The sequence below is a fragment of the Streptomyces sp. SID5643 genome (assembly GCF_009872555.1).
GTDB classification, from domain to species: Bacteria; Actinomycetota; Actinomycetes; order Streptomycetales; family Streptomycetaceae; genus Streptomyces; species Streptomyces iakyrus.
Window position 1 is genome coordinate 28,541 of record NZ_WWIC01000331.1, and the last position, 15,351, is coordinate 43,891.

At 73.1% G+C, this 15,351-nt stretch carries 15 protein-coding genes; 5 read left to right on the top strand and 10 right to left on the bottom strand.

Going from position 1 to position 15,351, the window contains the following annotated elements:
- Positions 1-44: 44 nt before the first annotated feature.
- The 10 genes from pstA to GTY56_RS35185 form a co-directional block, all read right to left on the bottom strand.
- A complete protein-coding gene (gene pstA / locus GTY56_RS35140; protein WP_161369327.1) occupies positions 45-1,100 on the bottom strand; it encodes a phosphate ABC transporter permease PstA in 1,056 nt (351 codons plus the stop codon).
- Complete coding sequence (gene pstC, locus GTY56_RS35145) at positions 1,097-2,098, bottom strand: phosphate ABC transporter permease subunit PstC (protein WP_161369328.1); 1,002 nt, start codon at positions 2,096-2,098, stop codon at positions 1,097-1,099. Before pstC ends, pstA begins: the two co-directional genes overlap by 4 nt.
- 104 nt (positions 2,099-2,202) lie before the next feature.
- Positions 2,203-3,327 carry a phosphate ABC transporter substrate-binding protein PstS gene (gene pstS / locus GTY56_RS35150; protein WP_161369329.1) on the bottom strand — a complete coding sequence of 375 codons (1,125 nt, stop codon included), beginning with the start codon at positions 3,325-3,327 and terminating at the stop codon, positions 2,203-2,205.
- Positions 3,328-3,573: 246 nt separating this feature from the next.
- On the bottom strand, positions 3,574-4,008 hold the full coding sequence (locus tag GTY56_RS35155) for an NUDIX domain-containing protein (protein ID WP_161369330.1): 435 nt from the start codon (positions 4,006-4,008) through the stop codon (positions 3,574-3,576).
- A gap of 31 nt (positions 4,009-4,039) precedes the next feature.
- Entirely contained in the window at positions 4,040-5,116 is a 1,077-nt protein-coding gene (locus GTY56_RS35160) for a CHAD domain-containing protein (protein ID WP_161369331.1), read from the bottom strand.
- The gene (locus tag GTY56_RS35165; RefSeq protein ID WP_161369332.1) at positions 5,097-7,328 is read right to left on the bottom strand and encodes an RNA degradosome polyphosphate kinase; all 2,232 of its coding nucleotides are present in this window, start codon (positions 7,326-7,328) and stop codon (positions 5,097-5,099) included. The genes GTY56_RS35160 and GTY56_RS35165 overlap by 20 nt, the downstream gene beginning before the upstream one ends.
- A gap of 270 nt (positions 7,329-7,598) precedes the next feature.
- Complete coding sequence (locus GTY56_RS35170) at positions 7,599-8,543, bottom strand: ABC-2 membrane transporter-related protein (RefSeq protein WP_161369333.1); 945 nt, start codon at positions 8,541-8,543, stop codon at positions 7,599-7,601.
- The gene (locus GTY56_RS35175; protein WP_161369334.1) at positions 8,540-9,547 is read right to left on the bottom strand and encodes an ABC-2 membrane transporter-related protein; all 1,008 of its coding nucleotides are present in this window, start codon (positions 9,545-9,547) and stop codon (positions 8,540-8,542) included. The genes GTY56_RS35170 and GTY56_RS35175 overlap by 4 nt, the downstream gene beginning before the upstream one ends.
- Positions 9,544-10,428 (bottom strand): ATP-binding cassette domain-containing protein, encoded by an 885-nt coding sequence (locus GTY56_RS35180; RefSeq protein WP_161369335.1) that lies wholly within the window; start codon positions 10,426-10,428, stop codon positions 9,544-9,546. The genes GTY56_RS35175 and GTY56_RS35180 overlap by 4 nt, the downstream gene beginning before the upstream one ends.
- A complete protein-coding gene (locus GTY56_RS35185; protein ID WP_161369357.1) occupies positions 10,425-10,817 on the bottom strand; it encodes a GntR family transcriptional regulator in 393 nt (130 codons plus the stop codon). Before GTY56_RS35185 ends, GTY56_RS35180 begins: the two co-directional genes overlap by 4 nt.
- 111 nt (positions 10,818-10,928) lie before the next feature.
- On the opposite strand from GTY56_RS35185, the gene GTY56_RS35190 reads away from it, so the two are divergent.
- From GTY56_RS35190 to GTY56_RS35210, 5 genes are read left to right on the top strand one after another with little or no spacing between them, the layout of a single operon-like run.
- Complete coding sequence (locus GTY56_RS35190; protein WP_161369336.1) at positions 10,929-11,480, top strand: sigma-70 family RNA polymerase sigma factor; 552 nt, start codon at positions 10,929-10,931, stop codon at positions 11,478-11,480.
- Positions 11,477-12,313 (top strand): zf-HC2 domain-containing protein, encoded by an 837-nt coding sequence (locus tag GTY56_RS35195; protein ID WP_161369337.1) that lies wholly within the window; start codon positions 11,477-11,479, stop codon positions 12,311-12,313. Before GTY56_RS35190 ends, GTY56_RS35195 begins: the two co-directional genes overlap by 4 nt.
- Entirely contained in the window at positions 12,310-13,170 is an 861-nt protein-coding gene (locus GTY56_RS35200; RefSeq protein WP_161369338.1) for an ABC transporter ATP-binding protein, read from the top strand. Before GTY56_RS35195 ends, GTY56_RS35200 begins: the two co-directional genes overlap by 4 nt.
- Positions 13,167-14,681 (top strand): ABC transporter permease, encoded by a 1,515-nt coding sequence (locus GTY56_RS35205; RefSeq protein WP_161369339.1) that lies wholly within the window; start codon positions 13,167-13,169, stop codon positions 14,679-14,681. Before GTY56_RS35200 ends, GTY56_RS35205 begins: the two co-directional genes overlap by 4 nt.
- Positions 14,669-15,298: an ABC transporter gene (locus GTY56_RS35210; RefSeq protein ID WP_346345654.1), complete on the top strand. Its 630-nt coding sequence runs from the start codon at positions 14,669-14,671 to the stop codon at positions 15,296-15,298. The genes GTY56_RS35205 and GTY56_RS35210 overlap by 13 nt, the downstream gene beginning before the upstream one ends.
- The last annotated feature ends 53 nt before the right edge of the window (positions 15,299-15,351 follow it).

Consider the following 15,351-nt stretch of genomic DNA (forward strand, 5'->3'; position numbering starts at 1 on the left):
GGGGGTCGCTGTGGCCCCGCGCGGCGGTAGCCGCAGATTGTCGCTCAGCGACCGGTCTTCGGGGCCTTCCAGCGGGCGATCCCGCGGGCCACCAGGTTCAGGATCATCACGAAGGCGATCAGCGTGAGGGACGCCGCCCACGCCCGGTCGTACGCCGTGACCTCGCCCGACCCGTACTGCTGGTAGATGTACAGCGGGAGCGACGCCTGCGCGCCCTCGAAGGGGTTGGCGTTGATGAACTTGCTGCCGAACACCAGCAGCAGCACGGGCGCGGTCTCACCGGCGATACGGGCGATGGACAGCATGATGCCGGTCGTGATGCCGCCGATGGAGGTCGGCAGGACCACCTTCAGGATGGTGCGCCACTTCGGGACGCCCAGCGCCAGCGAGGCCTCGCGCAGCTCGTTCGGGACGAGCTTGAGCATCTCCTCCGTGGAGCGGACGACGACCGGCATCATCAGGATCGCCAGGGCGAGCGAGCCGGCGAAGCCGAACGGCTCCATCTCGAACATCAGCATGAGGCTGAGGATGAACAGGCCGGCGACGATCGACGGGATGCCGGTCATGACGTCGACGAAGAAGGTGACGGCCCGGGCGAGGTTGCCGCGGCCGTACTCCACCAGGTAGATCGCGGTGAGCACGCCGACCGGCGCTGCGATCAGGGTGGCGAGGCCGACCTGCTCCAGCGTGCCGAGGATGGCGTGGTAGATGCCACCGCCCGCCTCCGAGTCGGCGACCACTCCCATCGAGTGGGTCAGGAAGTAGACGTCGAGGACCTTCACGCCGCGCTGGACGGTTGACCAGACCAGCGAGGCCAGTGGCACCACGGCGAGCAGGAACGCGACCCACACCAGCGAGGTGACCACGCGGTCCTTGGCCTGGCGGCGGTTCTCGACCTTGGCTGCGATGAGGTACGTGCCGAGGACGTGCAGGATCGCGGCGATCAGCGCCCACTGGATGTTGCTGTGCAGGCCGGCGGCGGCGCTGATGCCGATGCCGAGGGCGACGGATCCGGCGGCGATGGCCCACGGCGCCCACTTGGGCAACTGGCCGCCGCGCAGGGTGCTGGGGCGCTTCGGGGTGACGGTTGCGGTGCTCATGCGTTGGCCCCCGAGTACTCCTTGCGGCGGGCGATGATCGCGCGGGCCGCTCCGTTGACCAGCAGGGTGATGACGAACAGCACCAGACCGGAGGCGATCAGCGCGTCACGGCCGAATTCGGTGGCCTCGCTGAACTTGCTGGCGATGTTCTGGGCGAAGGTACCGCCGCCCGGGTCGAGCAGGCTGCTGTGGATCAGGAAGTCGGGGGAGAGCACGGTGGCGACGGCCATCGTCTCGCCGAGGGCGCGGCCGAGGCCGAGCATCGAGGCGGAGATGACGCCGGAGCGGCCGAAGGGGATGACCGCCATGCGGATCACTTCCCAGCGGGTGGCGCCGAGCGCCAGGGCCGCCTCCTCGTGCATCTGCGGGACCTGGCGGAAGACCTCGCGGCTCACGTTGGTGATGATCGGCAGGATCATGATCGCGAGCAGGATGCCCACGGTGAGCATGGAGCGGGCGGCGCCGCCCTGCCAGGAGAAGATGCCGGTCCAGCCGAGGTAGTCGTTCAGCCAGCCGAAGAGGCCGTTCATGTGCGGCACGAGGACCAGGGCGCCCCACAGGCCGTAGACGATGGACGGCACGGCGGCGAGCAGGTCGATCACATAGGCGATCGGGCCGCGCAGCCGGCGGGGGGCGTAGTGGGTGAGGAACAGCGCGATGGCGACCGATACCGGGACCGCGATGATCATGGCGATGATCGAGGAGACGATCGTGCCGTAGGCCAGGACCGCGATGCCGAAGACCGGCGGGTTGACGCCGGTGTTCCATTCGAAGGTGGTGAGGAAGTTGCCCTCGTCCTCACTGATGGCGAGGACCGCGCGGTAGGTGAGGAAGCCCGCGATCGCGGCCATGATCACCAGCAGCAGGATGCCCGAACCACGGGAGAGAGCGAGGAAGATCCGGTCTCCGGGCCGGGTGGCCCCGCGCGCGGCGCGCTTGTCGATGGCCGGCTGCGGAGCGGGTGGTGGTGTGTCGGTTATCTGTGTGGGTGTGCCCATCGGGTTCTCCGGTCTGCGGAGCCGTACGTGAGGTACGGCCACTGGCGGCGGTGCACCGGACGGTGCGGTCCGGTCTCCCTTGGGGAGGCCGGACCGCACTCGGGTCAGCTCAGGCTCTCGACGGTCGTGCGGACCTTGGCGATGATGTCCTCGGGCATGGGCGCGTAGTCGTTCTCGGCGAGGATCTTCTGACCGTCCTCCGAGGCCGCGTAGCGCAGGAACGCCTTGACCGCGGGCAGGGTCTCGGCCTTGTTGCCCTTGTCGCAGACGATCTCGTACGTCACCAGGACCATCGGGTAGGCGCCGTCGGCCTTGGTCTCGTAGTTCAGCTTCAGCGCGAGGTCCTTGCCGGTGCCGACGACCTTGGCGTCCGCGATGGCCTTGGTGGCGTTCTCGACGGTCGCCGCGACGGGCTCGGCGGCACCGGTGTCGATGGCGACGGTCTTGATGCCGTCCTTGGCGTACGACAGCTCGAAGTAGCCGATCGCGCCGGCGGTCTGCTTGACCTGCGCGGCGACGCCCGAGGACTGCGGAGCGGACTGGCCGCCCTTGGCCTGCCAGGCCTTGCCGCCCTCGTACGGGAAGTCCTTCTTCGCGGTGGCGATCAGGTACTTGGTGAAGTTGTCCGTGGTGCCGGACTCGTCCGAGCGGTGGAACGCCTGGATCTTGAGGTTGGGCAGCTTCGCGTCGGGGTTCAGCTTCGCGATCGCGGGGTCGTTCCAGTTGGTGATCTTGCTGTCGAAGATCTTGGCGATCGTCGCGGAGTCCAGGACGAGCTTGTCGACCCCCGGCACGTTGTAGCCAACGGCGATCGGGCCGCCGACCATCGGCAGGTCGATGCCCTGGCCGCCGGAGCAGACCTTCTTGGAAGCCTCGACCTCTTCGGGCTTCAGGGCCGAGTCGGAACCGGCCCAGGGGACCTGGCCCTGCGTGAACGCGGTGACACCGGCGCCGGAACCGCCGGCCTTGTAGTTGATCTCCACCTTGCAGGCGGCGGAGAACTGCTTGACCCAGGCGTCGACCGCGTTCTTCTGAGCGGAGGAACCGTCGGCGAGTACCTGGCCCGAAGCGTCGTCGCACTTGACGTTGCTCGGCGCGGCGGCGTTGGAGGAACCGCCGTCGGCGCCGCCGCCGGTGTCGTCGGAGCCGCACGCCGTGAGGGCCAGGGCGCCGGAGACGGCGAGAGCACCGAGAGCGAGGGCCCGCCGGTTCATGCGCTGAAGCTTCACTTGAGTTCCTTCCAGGAGCCGCCGTCCTGATCGGCGGCGTGCGAAGTCTGAGTGATGCGGACGCGGTCGCACTCAGCAGGCGCGGCTCGCGTCGGTAAGGCCGAAATTAGGCAGATCAGGTGAAGCCGCCGATGGCCGCACATGAACGAGGGGTGAACCCCTGCCTAAGGCCTGGTTAGGTCACGGAATGCTCACGGGGAGCGCACGTCGGCATTCCGCTTTTGCTGACGAAAAGGGATCTTCCGGTCAGTCGGCCGTCCGGGGTGGGTGCAGGACGGCGAGCAGCTCGTCCACCAGGGGCCGGTCGTGGGCCTGGGTGAGACGGTCACGGGCGTCGGCGGGATCCAGCCACAGGACCCGGTCGATCTCGTCCGTCGGTGAGAACGCGCAGGACACGGCCTCGGCCGCCCAGTAGCGGACCTTCTTGGGGCGGCCGTTGGCGCGATAGCGATGGGTGGACAGCTCGGGGCCCGGCACGGCCCGGCAGCCCGTCTCCTCCGCCACCTCGCGCAGCGCGCCCGCGAGCGGATCCTCGCCGCGCTTCAGTTTCCCCTTCGGCCACGACCAGTCGTCGTATTTCGGCCGGTGAACGAGGCAGAGCTCCGGCTCGCCGGTGGCGCGGGAGCGGCGCCACAGCACGCAGCCGGCCGCCTGAACCGTGGTGTCCTTGGGGGTGCTCACCGGTTTCACCGCCTCCTGGTCCCGGGCCCGGTCATGACGCGCCGACGGTCTCCTTCTGCCAGGCCTGCTGGAACGCGAAACGCGCCGCCTCCACCTCGTGCCGCTGGTCGGCGTGGAGCACGCCGAGGGCGTAGGCCGTGGCCGGGGCGATGCGCGGGGTGCGGGCGGCCTGGGCCGCCGATGCCGACGCCTCCGAGGCGTCGCGGTGCCGGTTCAGGGCCTGGCCGGCGGCGAGCAGCCGCAGGTCGACCACGGCGTTGCCCTTCGGGCCGGTGACCGCCTCGCGGGCGTAGCGGTGCAGGCGCAGCAGCAGGCGGACCTGGTGCCACGGGGCGTCCTGGGGATGCGGGACGGTGTCCGGGGACAGACCGTGGACGAGGGCCGCGGCGTTGTACGGGTGCCCCGCGACGACGAGGGGCAGCGCGGTCACGGCGTCGGCGAGACGGTCCCGGGCCGCGGCGGACAGGGGGCGCAGGTCGGTGGCGTCGGCGGTCTTGGCGAGCGGGACCTCGCTGGCCAGCACCGCGACCTTGTCCGCGACGGCGTGGAAGCGGCTGCTGCCGAGGGCTTGCAGGGCCGTGGAGTGGGCCCGGGTGCGGGCGAGCGTCAGCTGCCGGTCGAGCAGGGCACCCGCCTTGGCCGCTCCCACCGTCAGGTTGCCGCGTTCCTGGGAGGGCGAGCCGGCCTTGGGGGACGCTGCCGCCGTCACCCGGGCACCGTTCTGGGCCGGGAACGCCGCCGAGCCCGACAGCCGGTGCAGGGCGGCCAGCAGGCGTTCCAGGCGTGCCGTGTACGCGTGCTCCATCGCCAGCGTCCCCGACACCCACGCCAGTTCCGGGCGCATCGCCTCGCACCAGTCCGAGTCCAGCAGGGGCTGGAAGGTGTGCAGGCTGGCGCTGATGCGGCGGGCCGAGCGGCGCAGGGCGCGGGCCGCCTCGGCGGAGCCCTCCGAGCCGTTCGCCCCCGACCCCGTCTCCCGGTGCAGGCGCAGCGCCCGGAGGAACTCCGTGGCCTGGGCCCGCAGATAGCCCGCGAGGGCGTCACCGGTGGGGATAGGCCCGGCGTGCCTGGACCGGGGATCGGTCGGGTCAAGGTGTTGCTGTGCCACGCCGGCGCCTCCGGGCGTCTATGAGCATCTCCTGGACGTTGCGCAGGGGCTGTCCGTCCGCGTCGGTCGCATGCCGGGTCCAGTCGCCGTCCGGGCCGAGGTGCCAGGAGGCGGTGGAGTCGGACATGCCGGTCTCCAGCAGCCGGTTCAGGGCCGCCCGGTGGGCCGGGTCGGTGACCCGGACGAGGGCCTCTATCCGGCGGTCGAGGTTGCGGTGCATCATGTCGGCGCTGCCGAACCACACCTCGGGCTCGCCGCCGTTGCCGAAGGCGAACACCCGGGAGTGCTCCAGGAAACGGCCGAGGATCGAGCGGACCCGGATGTTCTCCGACAGGCCCGCCACGCCCGGGCGCACCGCGCAGATGCCGCGCACCCAGATGTCCACCGGCACGCCCGCCTGGGCCGCGCGGTAGCAGGCGTCGATGACGGCCTCGTCGACCAGCGAGTTGACCTTGATGCGGACGTATGCGGGCCGCCCCGCGCGGTGGTGCTGGACTTCCTTGGTGATCCGCGAGACCAGGCCGTCGCGCAGCGACTTGGGCGCCACGAGCAGCCGGCGGTAGGTCTCCCGGCGCGAGTAACCGGACAGCCGGTTGAAGAGGTCCGAGAGGTCCGCGCCGACCTGCGGGTCGGCCGTGAGCAGGCCGAGGTCCTCGTAGAGGCGGGCCGTCTTCGGGTGGTAGTTGCCGGTGCCGACGTGGCTGTAGCGGCGGAGTGTCTCGCCCTCCTGACGGACCACCAGCGACAGCTTGCAGTGGGTCTTCAGCCCGACCAGGCCGTAGACCACGTGGCAGCCGGCCTCCTCCAGCTTGCGCGCCCACTTGATGTTGGCGTGCTCGTCGAAACGGGCCTTGATCTCGACCAGGACCAGGACCTGCTTGCCGGTCTCGGCGGCCTCGATGAGGGCGTCGACTATCGGGGAGTCGCCCGAAGTGCGGTACAGGGTCTGCTTGATGGCGAGGACGGCCGGATCGCCGGCCGCCTGCTCCAGGAAGGCCTGGACGGAGGTGGAGAACGAGTCGTACGGGTGGTGCAGCAGGACGTCCCGCTCGCGCAGCGCGGCGAAGATGTCCGGCGGGGACGCCGACTCGACCTCGGCGAGGTCCCGGTGGGTGCCGGCGACGAACTTGCGGTACTTCAGCTCCGGCCGGTCCAGGGAGGCGATGCGGAACAGGCCCGTCAGGTCCAGCGGCCCGGGCAGCGGGTAGACCTCGGCCTCGCTGATCTTCAGCTCGCGCACCAGCAGGTCCAGGACCTCGCGGTCGATGGACTCCTCGACCTCCAGGCGCACCGGCGGGCCGAAGCGGCGCCGCATGAGCTCCTTCTCCAGGGCCTGGAGGAGGTTCTCCGCGTCGTCCTCCTCGACCTCCAGGTCCTCGTTGCGGGTGAGGCGGAAGGCGTGGTGCTCCAGCACCTCCATGCCCGGGAACAGCTCCTCCAGGTGGGCGGCGATGACGTCCTCGATGGGGACGTAGCGGCCCGGGGAGCTCTCCAGGAAGCGGGACAGCAGCGGCGGCACCTTGACCCGGGCGAAGTGCTTGTGGCCCGTGACCGGGTTGCGCACCACGACGGCCAGGTTCAGTGACAGGCCGGAGATGTACGGGAAGGGGTGGGCCGGGTCGACCGCCAGCGGGGTCAGCACGGGGAAGATCTGGTGCCGGAACAGGGTGAACAGGCGGGCCTGCTCCTTCTCCTGGAGCTCGTTCCAGCGGACCAGGTGGATGCCCTCCTCCGCGAGTGCGGGGGCGACGTCCTCGTGGTAGCAGGCGGCGTGCCGGGCCATCAGCTCACGGGAGCGGGCCCAGATCATCTCCAGCACTTCGCGGGGCTGGAGGCCGGAGGCGGAGCGGGTGGCCACGCCGGTGGCGATGCGGCGCTTCAGACCGGCCACCCGGACCATGAAGAACTCGTCCAGGTTGCTGGCGAAGATCGCGAGGAAGTTGGCCCGCTCCAGCAGGGGCGTGTTCGGGTCCTCGGCGAGTTCGAGCACGCGCTCGTTGAACGCGAGCCAACTGCGCTCCCGGTCGAGGAAGCGGCCCTGGGGCAGCTGGGGCCCGTCGTACGGCGACTCCTCGTACGCGTCGAGGTCGGCGTCGATGTCCGGTTCCAGATCGGAGACCGCCGCCGCCACCGTGTGGGGGCGGTGGGCTGCGATGGAGCCCACGGAGGGCTGCGCGTGCTGGACCTGTGCCTGGGTGTTCGGCTGGCTCATGGACCCATTCTTCCGCGCCGCGAGCAACACGGGCGCGTCGGACAGCGCGGGCGGGAGCGGGGGTGTCACATGAGTGCTCCCGTTTCCCTCAGGACCCTCACGGGGCGGGGAAGGCTCTGGCACGGCGGGATTCATTGGCCGAGCTTCGCAAGCTCGTCTGAATCAATGGTTACGGAGACATGACGTGCGGGACACCGGGGGGCGGCTCGCGAGGGGGCCGCGGGGCGGTCCGCGCGTCCATCCCCCCGTGGAAGGACGCGCGGACCGGGTTCAGGGGAGGCGGCGGGCCAGCAGGACGAAGGCGGCGGCCGTGGCGGTGGCGGCCACGACCAGGAGCAGCCCGGACTCCACGTACTGGAGGGGCCAGAAGTGGGACTCGGGGTGGAAGTCCGCGCGGGTGAGCGGGACGCCGTGGCGGGGGGAGTCCGACCAGGCGACCTGGAGGGCCGAGCGGGGCAGTTCGAAGCTGCCGGCCTCGGTGCGGGTGACCGGCGGCCAGAGGTCCTCGCGGTGCCGTTCCAGGAGGCTGTGCAGGAGCAGGGAGGCGGCGAGGCCCACTCCCGCGGCGGGCAGGGCCCGTCGCCACACCAGTCCGGCCAGGGCCCCGAGGGCGAGACCGGCCAGGGCGTGGGCCACGGCCACCGGGCCGGTCGACACGAACACGTCCGGGTAGTACCAGTCGCCGGTCAGGTTCGGGTTGCCGTCCCCGCGCGCCCAGACGTTCACCGGGACGAGTACGCCGGTGCCGGCGGTGAGCAGCGCGGCGGGGGCGCCCAGCTTGGCGGCCAGCCAGCGGGCCGGGGTGACCGACTGGGTCCAGGCCAGCTCCGCGGTGCCGCTCTCCAGCTCGCGGCCGATGAGCGCGCCGCCCGCCCAGGCCGCCGCCGGGAACATCACCCAGGACAGCACCGTGGCGATCACCGCGAGGCCGCTCGCGTACGTCTCGTCGACGGTGATCGCCTCGACGGCAGCGCAGGACGGCAGCCGGTCGGTCGGGGGCGTGGCGCAGGCGCTGTTTCCGGCCCGGGCCTCGTCCCCGAGGGAGTGCAGCCAGATCAGCGCTGCCGTCGCGGTGGCCAGGGCCACGAGGGTCAGGGCGAGAGCCGTGCGGTGCGTGCGCGCGACCGTACGGACCAGGCCGCCCGGACGGCCCGGGCCCGGTCCGCTCGGACGGCCCGGGCCCGCGGGCGCCGGCGCCGTGCCGAGGGCGGTCATACGGCCGCTCCCGTGCGGCGGCGCAGCAGGACGAACGAGGCGGCGGTCGCCAGGGCGGCGACGGCGAGGAGGAGGCCGGTCTCCATGAGCTGGAGGGGCCAGAAGTGGGAGGCCGGGTGGTAGTCGGCGTAGTAGTGGGTGATGCCGGTCCTGGTCTCGCAGCCGGGCTCACCCGAGCACGCCGGGATCGGGACGCGGGCACCGGAAGCGGTCAGGGCGCCGGTCTCGGCGATCATGCTGTCGGAGCCGGCGGTGGCGTCGTCCAGGCTCGTCACGGCCGTCTTCACCGGCCACAGGTGCGGGCGCAGTGCGTCGAGGACGTGGACGAGTGACACGACGGCCAGGACCGCGACGCCGAGGGCGGGCAGCGCCCGGCGCAGCAGCAGCCCCACCAGGATGCCCAGGGCCAGGGCGGCGAGGGCCTGGGCGGCGGCGATGGTGCCGTTGATCTCGAAGATGCCGTCGTCGTGCCAGACGCGCCAGCCCATGACGCTGTTCAGGGCAGGGTCCGACGACCACAGCACGCGGTGCAGCAGCGTCAGCGTGAGCGTGCCCGTCACGAGCAGCAGGGCCGGGACCGCCAGCTTGGCGGCCAGCCAGCGGGCCGGGCTGACCGACTGGGTCCATGCAAGCTGGGCGGTGCCGTTCTCCAGCTCGCGGCCGATGAGGGCGCCGCCCGCCCAGGCCCCGGTGAGCAACGGGAGGAGCGTGACGAGGCCGATGGCGACCGTGACGGCCGTCTGGTACCGGCTGTTCGCGGGGCCGGGGGAGTCGCAGCCCAGGTTCGGGGCGGCCTGGTCGCAGCCCAGGTCCGTGTACTCGGCCCAGGCGGCGTCCGCACCCGGGCCCATCGCCCACAGCAGCGCCCCCGCGGCCACCGCCACCAGACCCAGCCAGAACAGCAGCGCCGTGCGGTGCAGCCGGAGCATGGCCAGGACCAGGCCGCGCGACGGGGAGGCGTGCCGGGCGACGGCGGGTGCGGTCACGGCGTCGAGGGCGGTCATACGGCTGCCTCCCGCGCGTCGAGCAGCAGCGGCGGGGCGTCGGGGGAGCGCAGGTGGGCCAGGACGACTTCCTCCAGGGTCGGGTGCTCGCCCCGGACCCCGTCGCCGAGGGGGCCGGCGGGCCGGACCAGGGCGGTCAGCTGGCGGCCGGTGGTGCGGGACTCGACCATGGTGTGCGGAGCGAGGGAGTCGCCCGCCCGGCCGGTGACCAGGGCGTGGGCGGCGAGCAGGTCGTCCATCGGCCCGGCGAGACGCACGCGGCCGCCGCCGAGCAGCAGCAGGTGGTCGCAGGAGCCCTCCAGCTCCGCCACCACGTGCGAGGACATGACAACCGTGGTGCCGCGGTCGGCGGCGTCGGCCATGAGCGCGGCCATCAGCTGGTGCCGGGCGAGGGGGTCGAGGTCGGCCATCGGCTCGTCCAGGAGCAGCAGGTCGGGGCGCTTGCCGAGGGCCAGGGCGAGTGCCACGCGGGTGCGCTGGCCGCCGGAGAGGGAGCGGATCCTCGTACCCGGGTCGAGATCGCCCTCCGCGATGATCCGCTCGGCTGCCTCGGCGTCCCAGCGGCGCGGGTTGAGGTCGCGGCCCAGACGCAGGGTGCCGGTGACGGTGAGCTGGGGGTGCAGGGGCTTGTTCTGCGCGACGTGGGCGAGGCGCTCGCGGGATGCCGCCGGGGCCCGGCCGAGCACGGTGACCGAGCCGTCCGTTGGCCGCAGCAGCCCGGCCGCGAGGGCGAGCAGGGTGGACTTGCCGGCGCCGTTCGGACCGACGACGGCGCACACGCGGCCCGTCGGTATCCGGAAGGAGCAGCCGTCCAGGGCCGGCCTGCGGCGGCGCCCGAACCTCCTGCCCAGTCCCGCCGCCTCGATGGCGGTGTCGGTCATGCGTCCCCCTTGGAGTCTGCGAAGTGCGTGTCGAGTACGGAAGTGAAGAGGGCGGCCACGTCGTCGCGCTCCAGACCGGCCGCTCGGGCCCGGGCCGCCCAGGCGTCCAGCTCCGCGCGGAGGGGGGAGTCGGCCGGAGCCGCACCCAGGGACCTGCGGACGAACGTGCCGAGTCCGCGGCGGGCCTCGACCAGGCCCTCGCGCTCCAGCTCCCGGTAGGCCTTCAGGACCGTGTTGGGGTTGATGGCGGTGGCCTCCACGACCTCGCGGGCCGTGGGGAGGCGGTCGCCCGGCTCCAGCAGGCCCAGGCGCAGGGCCTGCTTGGTCTGCTGGACGATCTGGACGTAGGTGGCCACGCCGCTGCGCCGGTCGATGCGGTACTCGACCACTGCTTGAACCACCCTTTCACTAATTGAGTAGTGAAAGGGTGGTGGAGCGGGCCGGCAAAGTCAAGCGTGCTTTCGGTGAACCGTTCGGGCCGGGCCGTCCGATGAGGAGACGTGAGCGATACGAGAAGCGACGGGGAGCTGCTGCGGGCCATAGCCGCGGACGCCGACCGGCGTGCCTTCGAGGAGCTGTACCGGCGCTACGCGCCCTGGCTCCGGGCCCGGTTGCGGGGGAGGTGCGCCGACCTCGGGGTCGTCGACGACGTCGTGCAGGAGACGTTCCTCGCGATCTGGCGGGGCAAGGCCCGCCACCGGGAGGAGGCCGGTTCCGCGGACGCGGCCGGGTGGCTGTGGCGCATCGCGTCGCGGCGGCTGGTGGACGCGCTGCGCGGCGACGGGGCCCGGGGGCGGCTGCGGCAGGCCCTGGCGCGGATGCGGCACCGGGACGAGGCGTCGGCGGAGGAACGCGTGCTCGCGGGGGTGGAGCACGGGGACCTCGCCGGAGCGCTGGTCCGGCTGTCGCCGGAGCTGCGGGCGGTGTTGCAGGCGACCGTCATCGACGGGCTGACCACCCGTGAGGCGGCGGTGCTGCTCGGGATACCGCCCGGGACGGTCAAGACACGGGCGATGCGGGCCCGCAAGCAGCTGAGGGAGGCGTTGGCATGAGCTGGCACGTGCCGGAAGAAGATCTGCGGGCCTACGTCCGTGGGGAGCTGGCGGCTCCCGCGCTCTGGTCCGCCGACGCGCACCTGACCTCCTGCGCCCGGTGCCGCGGGGCGCTGGCCGAGGTCGGCGACCCGGTCGCCCTCGACGCCGGGTGGGAACGGCTCGACGCCGAGCTGGACGCGCCCCGGACGGGGCTCCTGGAGAAGCTGCTCGTGCGGATGGGCGTGGCCGGGCACACCGCGCGGCTGCTGGCGGCGACGCCGGTGTTGCGGCGGTCCTGGCTCGGGGCCGTCGCCGCCGTGCTGCTCCTGAGCGTGGCCGCCGGGCACTCCGTGCACACCGGGCAGTTCCCCACACTGTTCCTGGCCCTGGCACCGCTGTTGCCGCTGGCGGGCGTGGCGCTGTCGTACGGGCCCGCGCTGGACCCGACGTACGAGATGGCCGTCGTCGCGCCGATGCACGGGTTCCGGCTGCTGATGATCCGGACGGTGGCCGTGCTCGCCGTCGTGCTCGCGCTGAACGGTCTGGCGACCCTCGCCCTGCCCGCCTACGGGCTGCGGGCGCTGGCCTGGCTGCTGCCCGGGCTGGCACTGACGGCGACCGGGCTGGCGCTGACCCCCCGGCTGGGGCCGGTGCTCGCGCCGTCCCTGGTGGGCGGGGCGTGGGCCGGGCTGCTGCTGACGGCCGACGCCCAGCGGGCGGGGGCGGACGTGCCGCTCGCGCCGTTCACGGCGGCCGGGCAGGGCGTGGCGGCGGTGGTCGCCGCGCTCGCCGCCGGGCTGCTCTTCCTGCTCCGTGACCGATTCGACCTCTTCCAGGGACGTGCCGTATGACCCCGACCGTGTCCGCCTCCGGGCTGAGCCTCCGCTACGGCGGCACCCGGGCCCTCGACGACGTGTCGCTGCGCCTGACCGCCGGCGTCACCGGGCTGCTCGGCCCCAACGGCGCCGGCAAGACCACGCTGCTGCGGGTGCTCGCCACGGCGCTGCCCGCCGACCAGGGCGCCTTCACCGTGCTCGGGCACGACCCGGCCACCGCCCGGGGCCGGCAGGAGGTGCGGCGGCGGCTGGGCTATCTGCCGCAGACGCCGGGCTTCCACCCGGACTTCACCGCCTTCGAGTTCGTCGACTACGTGGCGATCCTCAAGGAGATGACCGACCGGGGCGCCCGGCACCGGGAGGTGCGGCGGGTGCTCGACGAGGTCGGCCTGGCGGACGTGCGGGGCAAGCGCATCCGCAAGCTGTCCGGCGGGATGCGGCAGCGCGTGGCCCTGGCGGCCGCCCTCGCCGGGGACCCCGGATTCCTGGTCCTCGACGAGCCGACCGTGGGCCTGGACCCCGAACAGCGCATGCGCTTCCGGGAGTTGATCGCCGGGGCGGGGGAGGGACGGACGGTCCTGCTGTCCACCCACCAGACGGAGGACGTGGCGATGCTCTGCCACCGCGTGATCGTCATGGCCGGTGGCCGGGTGCGCTTCGAGGGCACGCCGGCCGAGCTGACCACGCGGGCCGCCGGGCGCGTGTGGAGCAGCACCGAGCGGGACCCGGGCGCGAAGGCGGGGTGGCGCACGGGCACCGGATCCTTCCGGAACGTCGGCGATCCGCCGGCCGGGGCCGATCTCCTCGAACCCACCCTGGAGGACGGCTACCTGCTCACGCTCGACGACGCCGAAGCGGAGGTGGCGGCGTGACCACGCTGGTGGAGAAGCCGGCCGCGTCCGGAACACGGAACGAGTCCGGCGGGCCCTTCAAGGCCGTGCTCGCCCTGGCCCTGTTCGAGTCCCGTCGGCTGCTGACCCGGATCCCGGTGCTCCTCGCCTTCACCGTGTACCTCGGCTGGACCGTGTGGCGCGCCGGCAGGGCCTGGGGCGACTACCCGGCCCTCCAGGACGCCGACCGGGCCACCCAGGGCGCGCCGATGCTCGTCGGCCTCGCGGTCCTGCTGTCCGTCAACCAGGCCGCGCTGCGCTCCCGACGGCACGGGACGGAAAGGCACTTCGCGGTGCTGGTGCTCCCGCAGTGGTGCCGTACGGTCGCCCACGCCCTGTCGGTCGTGGCCGCGGCCCTGGTCACCGCCGTATGCGTGGCCGGGCAGTTCGGCCGGGAGGCGCTGCGGCCCGGGGCGATCGGGCAGGGCTCGGTGGCCGAACTGCTCGTCGGCCCGCTGACGGTGCTGCTGTTCGGCCTGGCCGGGCTGCTCATGGCGGGGCTGGTGCGGTCCGCTCTCGTGGCGCCGCTGCTGGTGGTGCTGTTCCTGTTCCTGTTCCTCTTCTTCTCGGGCCTGGACTACGGGGCGAGGTGGCTGCTGCCGGTGGTCGAGGAGGCGACCTCGAACACCCTGCCGTCGGACCTGATGGGCCGGCCGGCCGCCTGGCACGCCCTGTACCTCGCCGGGCTGGCCCTGCTGCTGGGGCTGGTGGCGGTCCTGGTCGCCGGTGGCCGCAGGCCGGCCGTGTTCGCCGGTGCCGCCGGGGCGCTGGCCCTGACGCTGGTGGGCGGAGTGGCCCAGTCGGCGGGCGACTCCCCCGAGCTGGTCAAGGCGCGCGAGCGCGCCACCGTGCACCCCGAGCAGGTGCAGTCCTGTGTCCGCCGGGACGGCTCCACCTACTGCGCGTTCCCCGAGTGGGGGCCCCGGGTCGGGGACTGGGCCGCGGTGGTGGGCCGGGTCCGCTCCTTGGCCGGCGGGAGCGCCCATGAGCAGGACGTCGTCGTACGGCAGCGGGTCGACGCGCGCTACGGCCTCTCCGGTGACGCCGCTCTGGACTCGCTGAGGCGCCCGCACGAGGTGACGGTGGGCACGCAGTGGGGCGGCAACCGCGTCCCCGAGTTCTCGGCCGCCGTGGCCGGTGTGCTCATCGCGGGCGACGAGGAGGCCGCGACCTCGATCTGCGACGGCCGCATCGTGCCCCTCATGTGGCTGGCCGTGGGCTGGGAGTCCGACCCGCTCGGCGCGCTGCGCAGGGTCCGCCTCAACGACACCGTCACCGGCTCCGGCTCCGTGCTCCAGCCCACGAACGGGCTGTACATGACCGAGGCCCAGACCGAGGTGCTGCGCGCGCTGCTCGACCTGCCCCGCGCCGAGGCCGGCGCACGGGTCAAGGACCGGTGGGACGAACTCACCGCACCGAAGATCACCGCGGCCCGGGCGGCCGGGCTGCTGGGCCTGCCCGCGCCCGAGGGGGAGGACAAGTGCCTCTCCTGACCCGGCAGCTGGTGCTCCCCGTCCACCGGACGGTGCCGTGGGGCACGGTCGGCGCGGCCGGGGCGGCGGGACTGCTGCTCGCCGCGCTGACCCGGACCGGCGCGACGGCGGAAGGACTCTCCCTGTACCTGCTGCGGGCCGCGATCCTCGCCTTCGCCGTGGGCCTGGCCTTCCTCCTGGACGACCCGGCCCGGCACACCACGGCCGCCGTGCCGACCCCGCGCCCGGTCCGTGTCGCCCTGCGCGTCGCCCTGGCCGTCCCGGCCGCGGCGGCCTGGTGGACGGTGGCCCTGCTGCTCGTGCCGCCGGGCGCGCGGCCCCCGGTCGGCGACATCACGCTGGAGGCCGGCGCCGCCTTCGTCCTGGCGATGACCGGCGCGGCGGCCGCGGTGCGCTTCAGCGAGGTCACCCGGCCCGGACTGCCGGCCGCGGTCGGGCTGTTGGCCACGGCAGTCCTGGCCATGCTGTTCTGGCCCGGCCGCTGGGCCCTGTTCGTGACGGTGGAGGACGAGCGGTGGGCGGCGGCACACGACCGGTGGGGCATGGTCCTGGCCGGGGCCGTGATCCTCGGCGCGGTGTGCGCGATGGAGCCGGTGCGGCGGCGGATCCGGCTCTAGTACGTCGAGTGGTTGTGCACAGGGGCGCGTCCGGCGGGCCAAGAGCCCTTTCG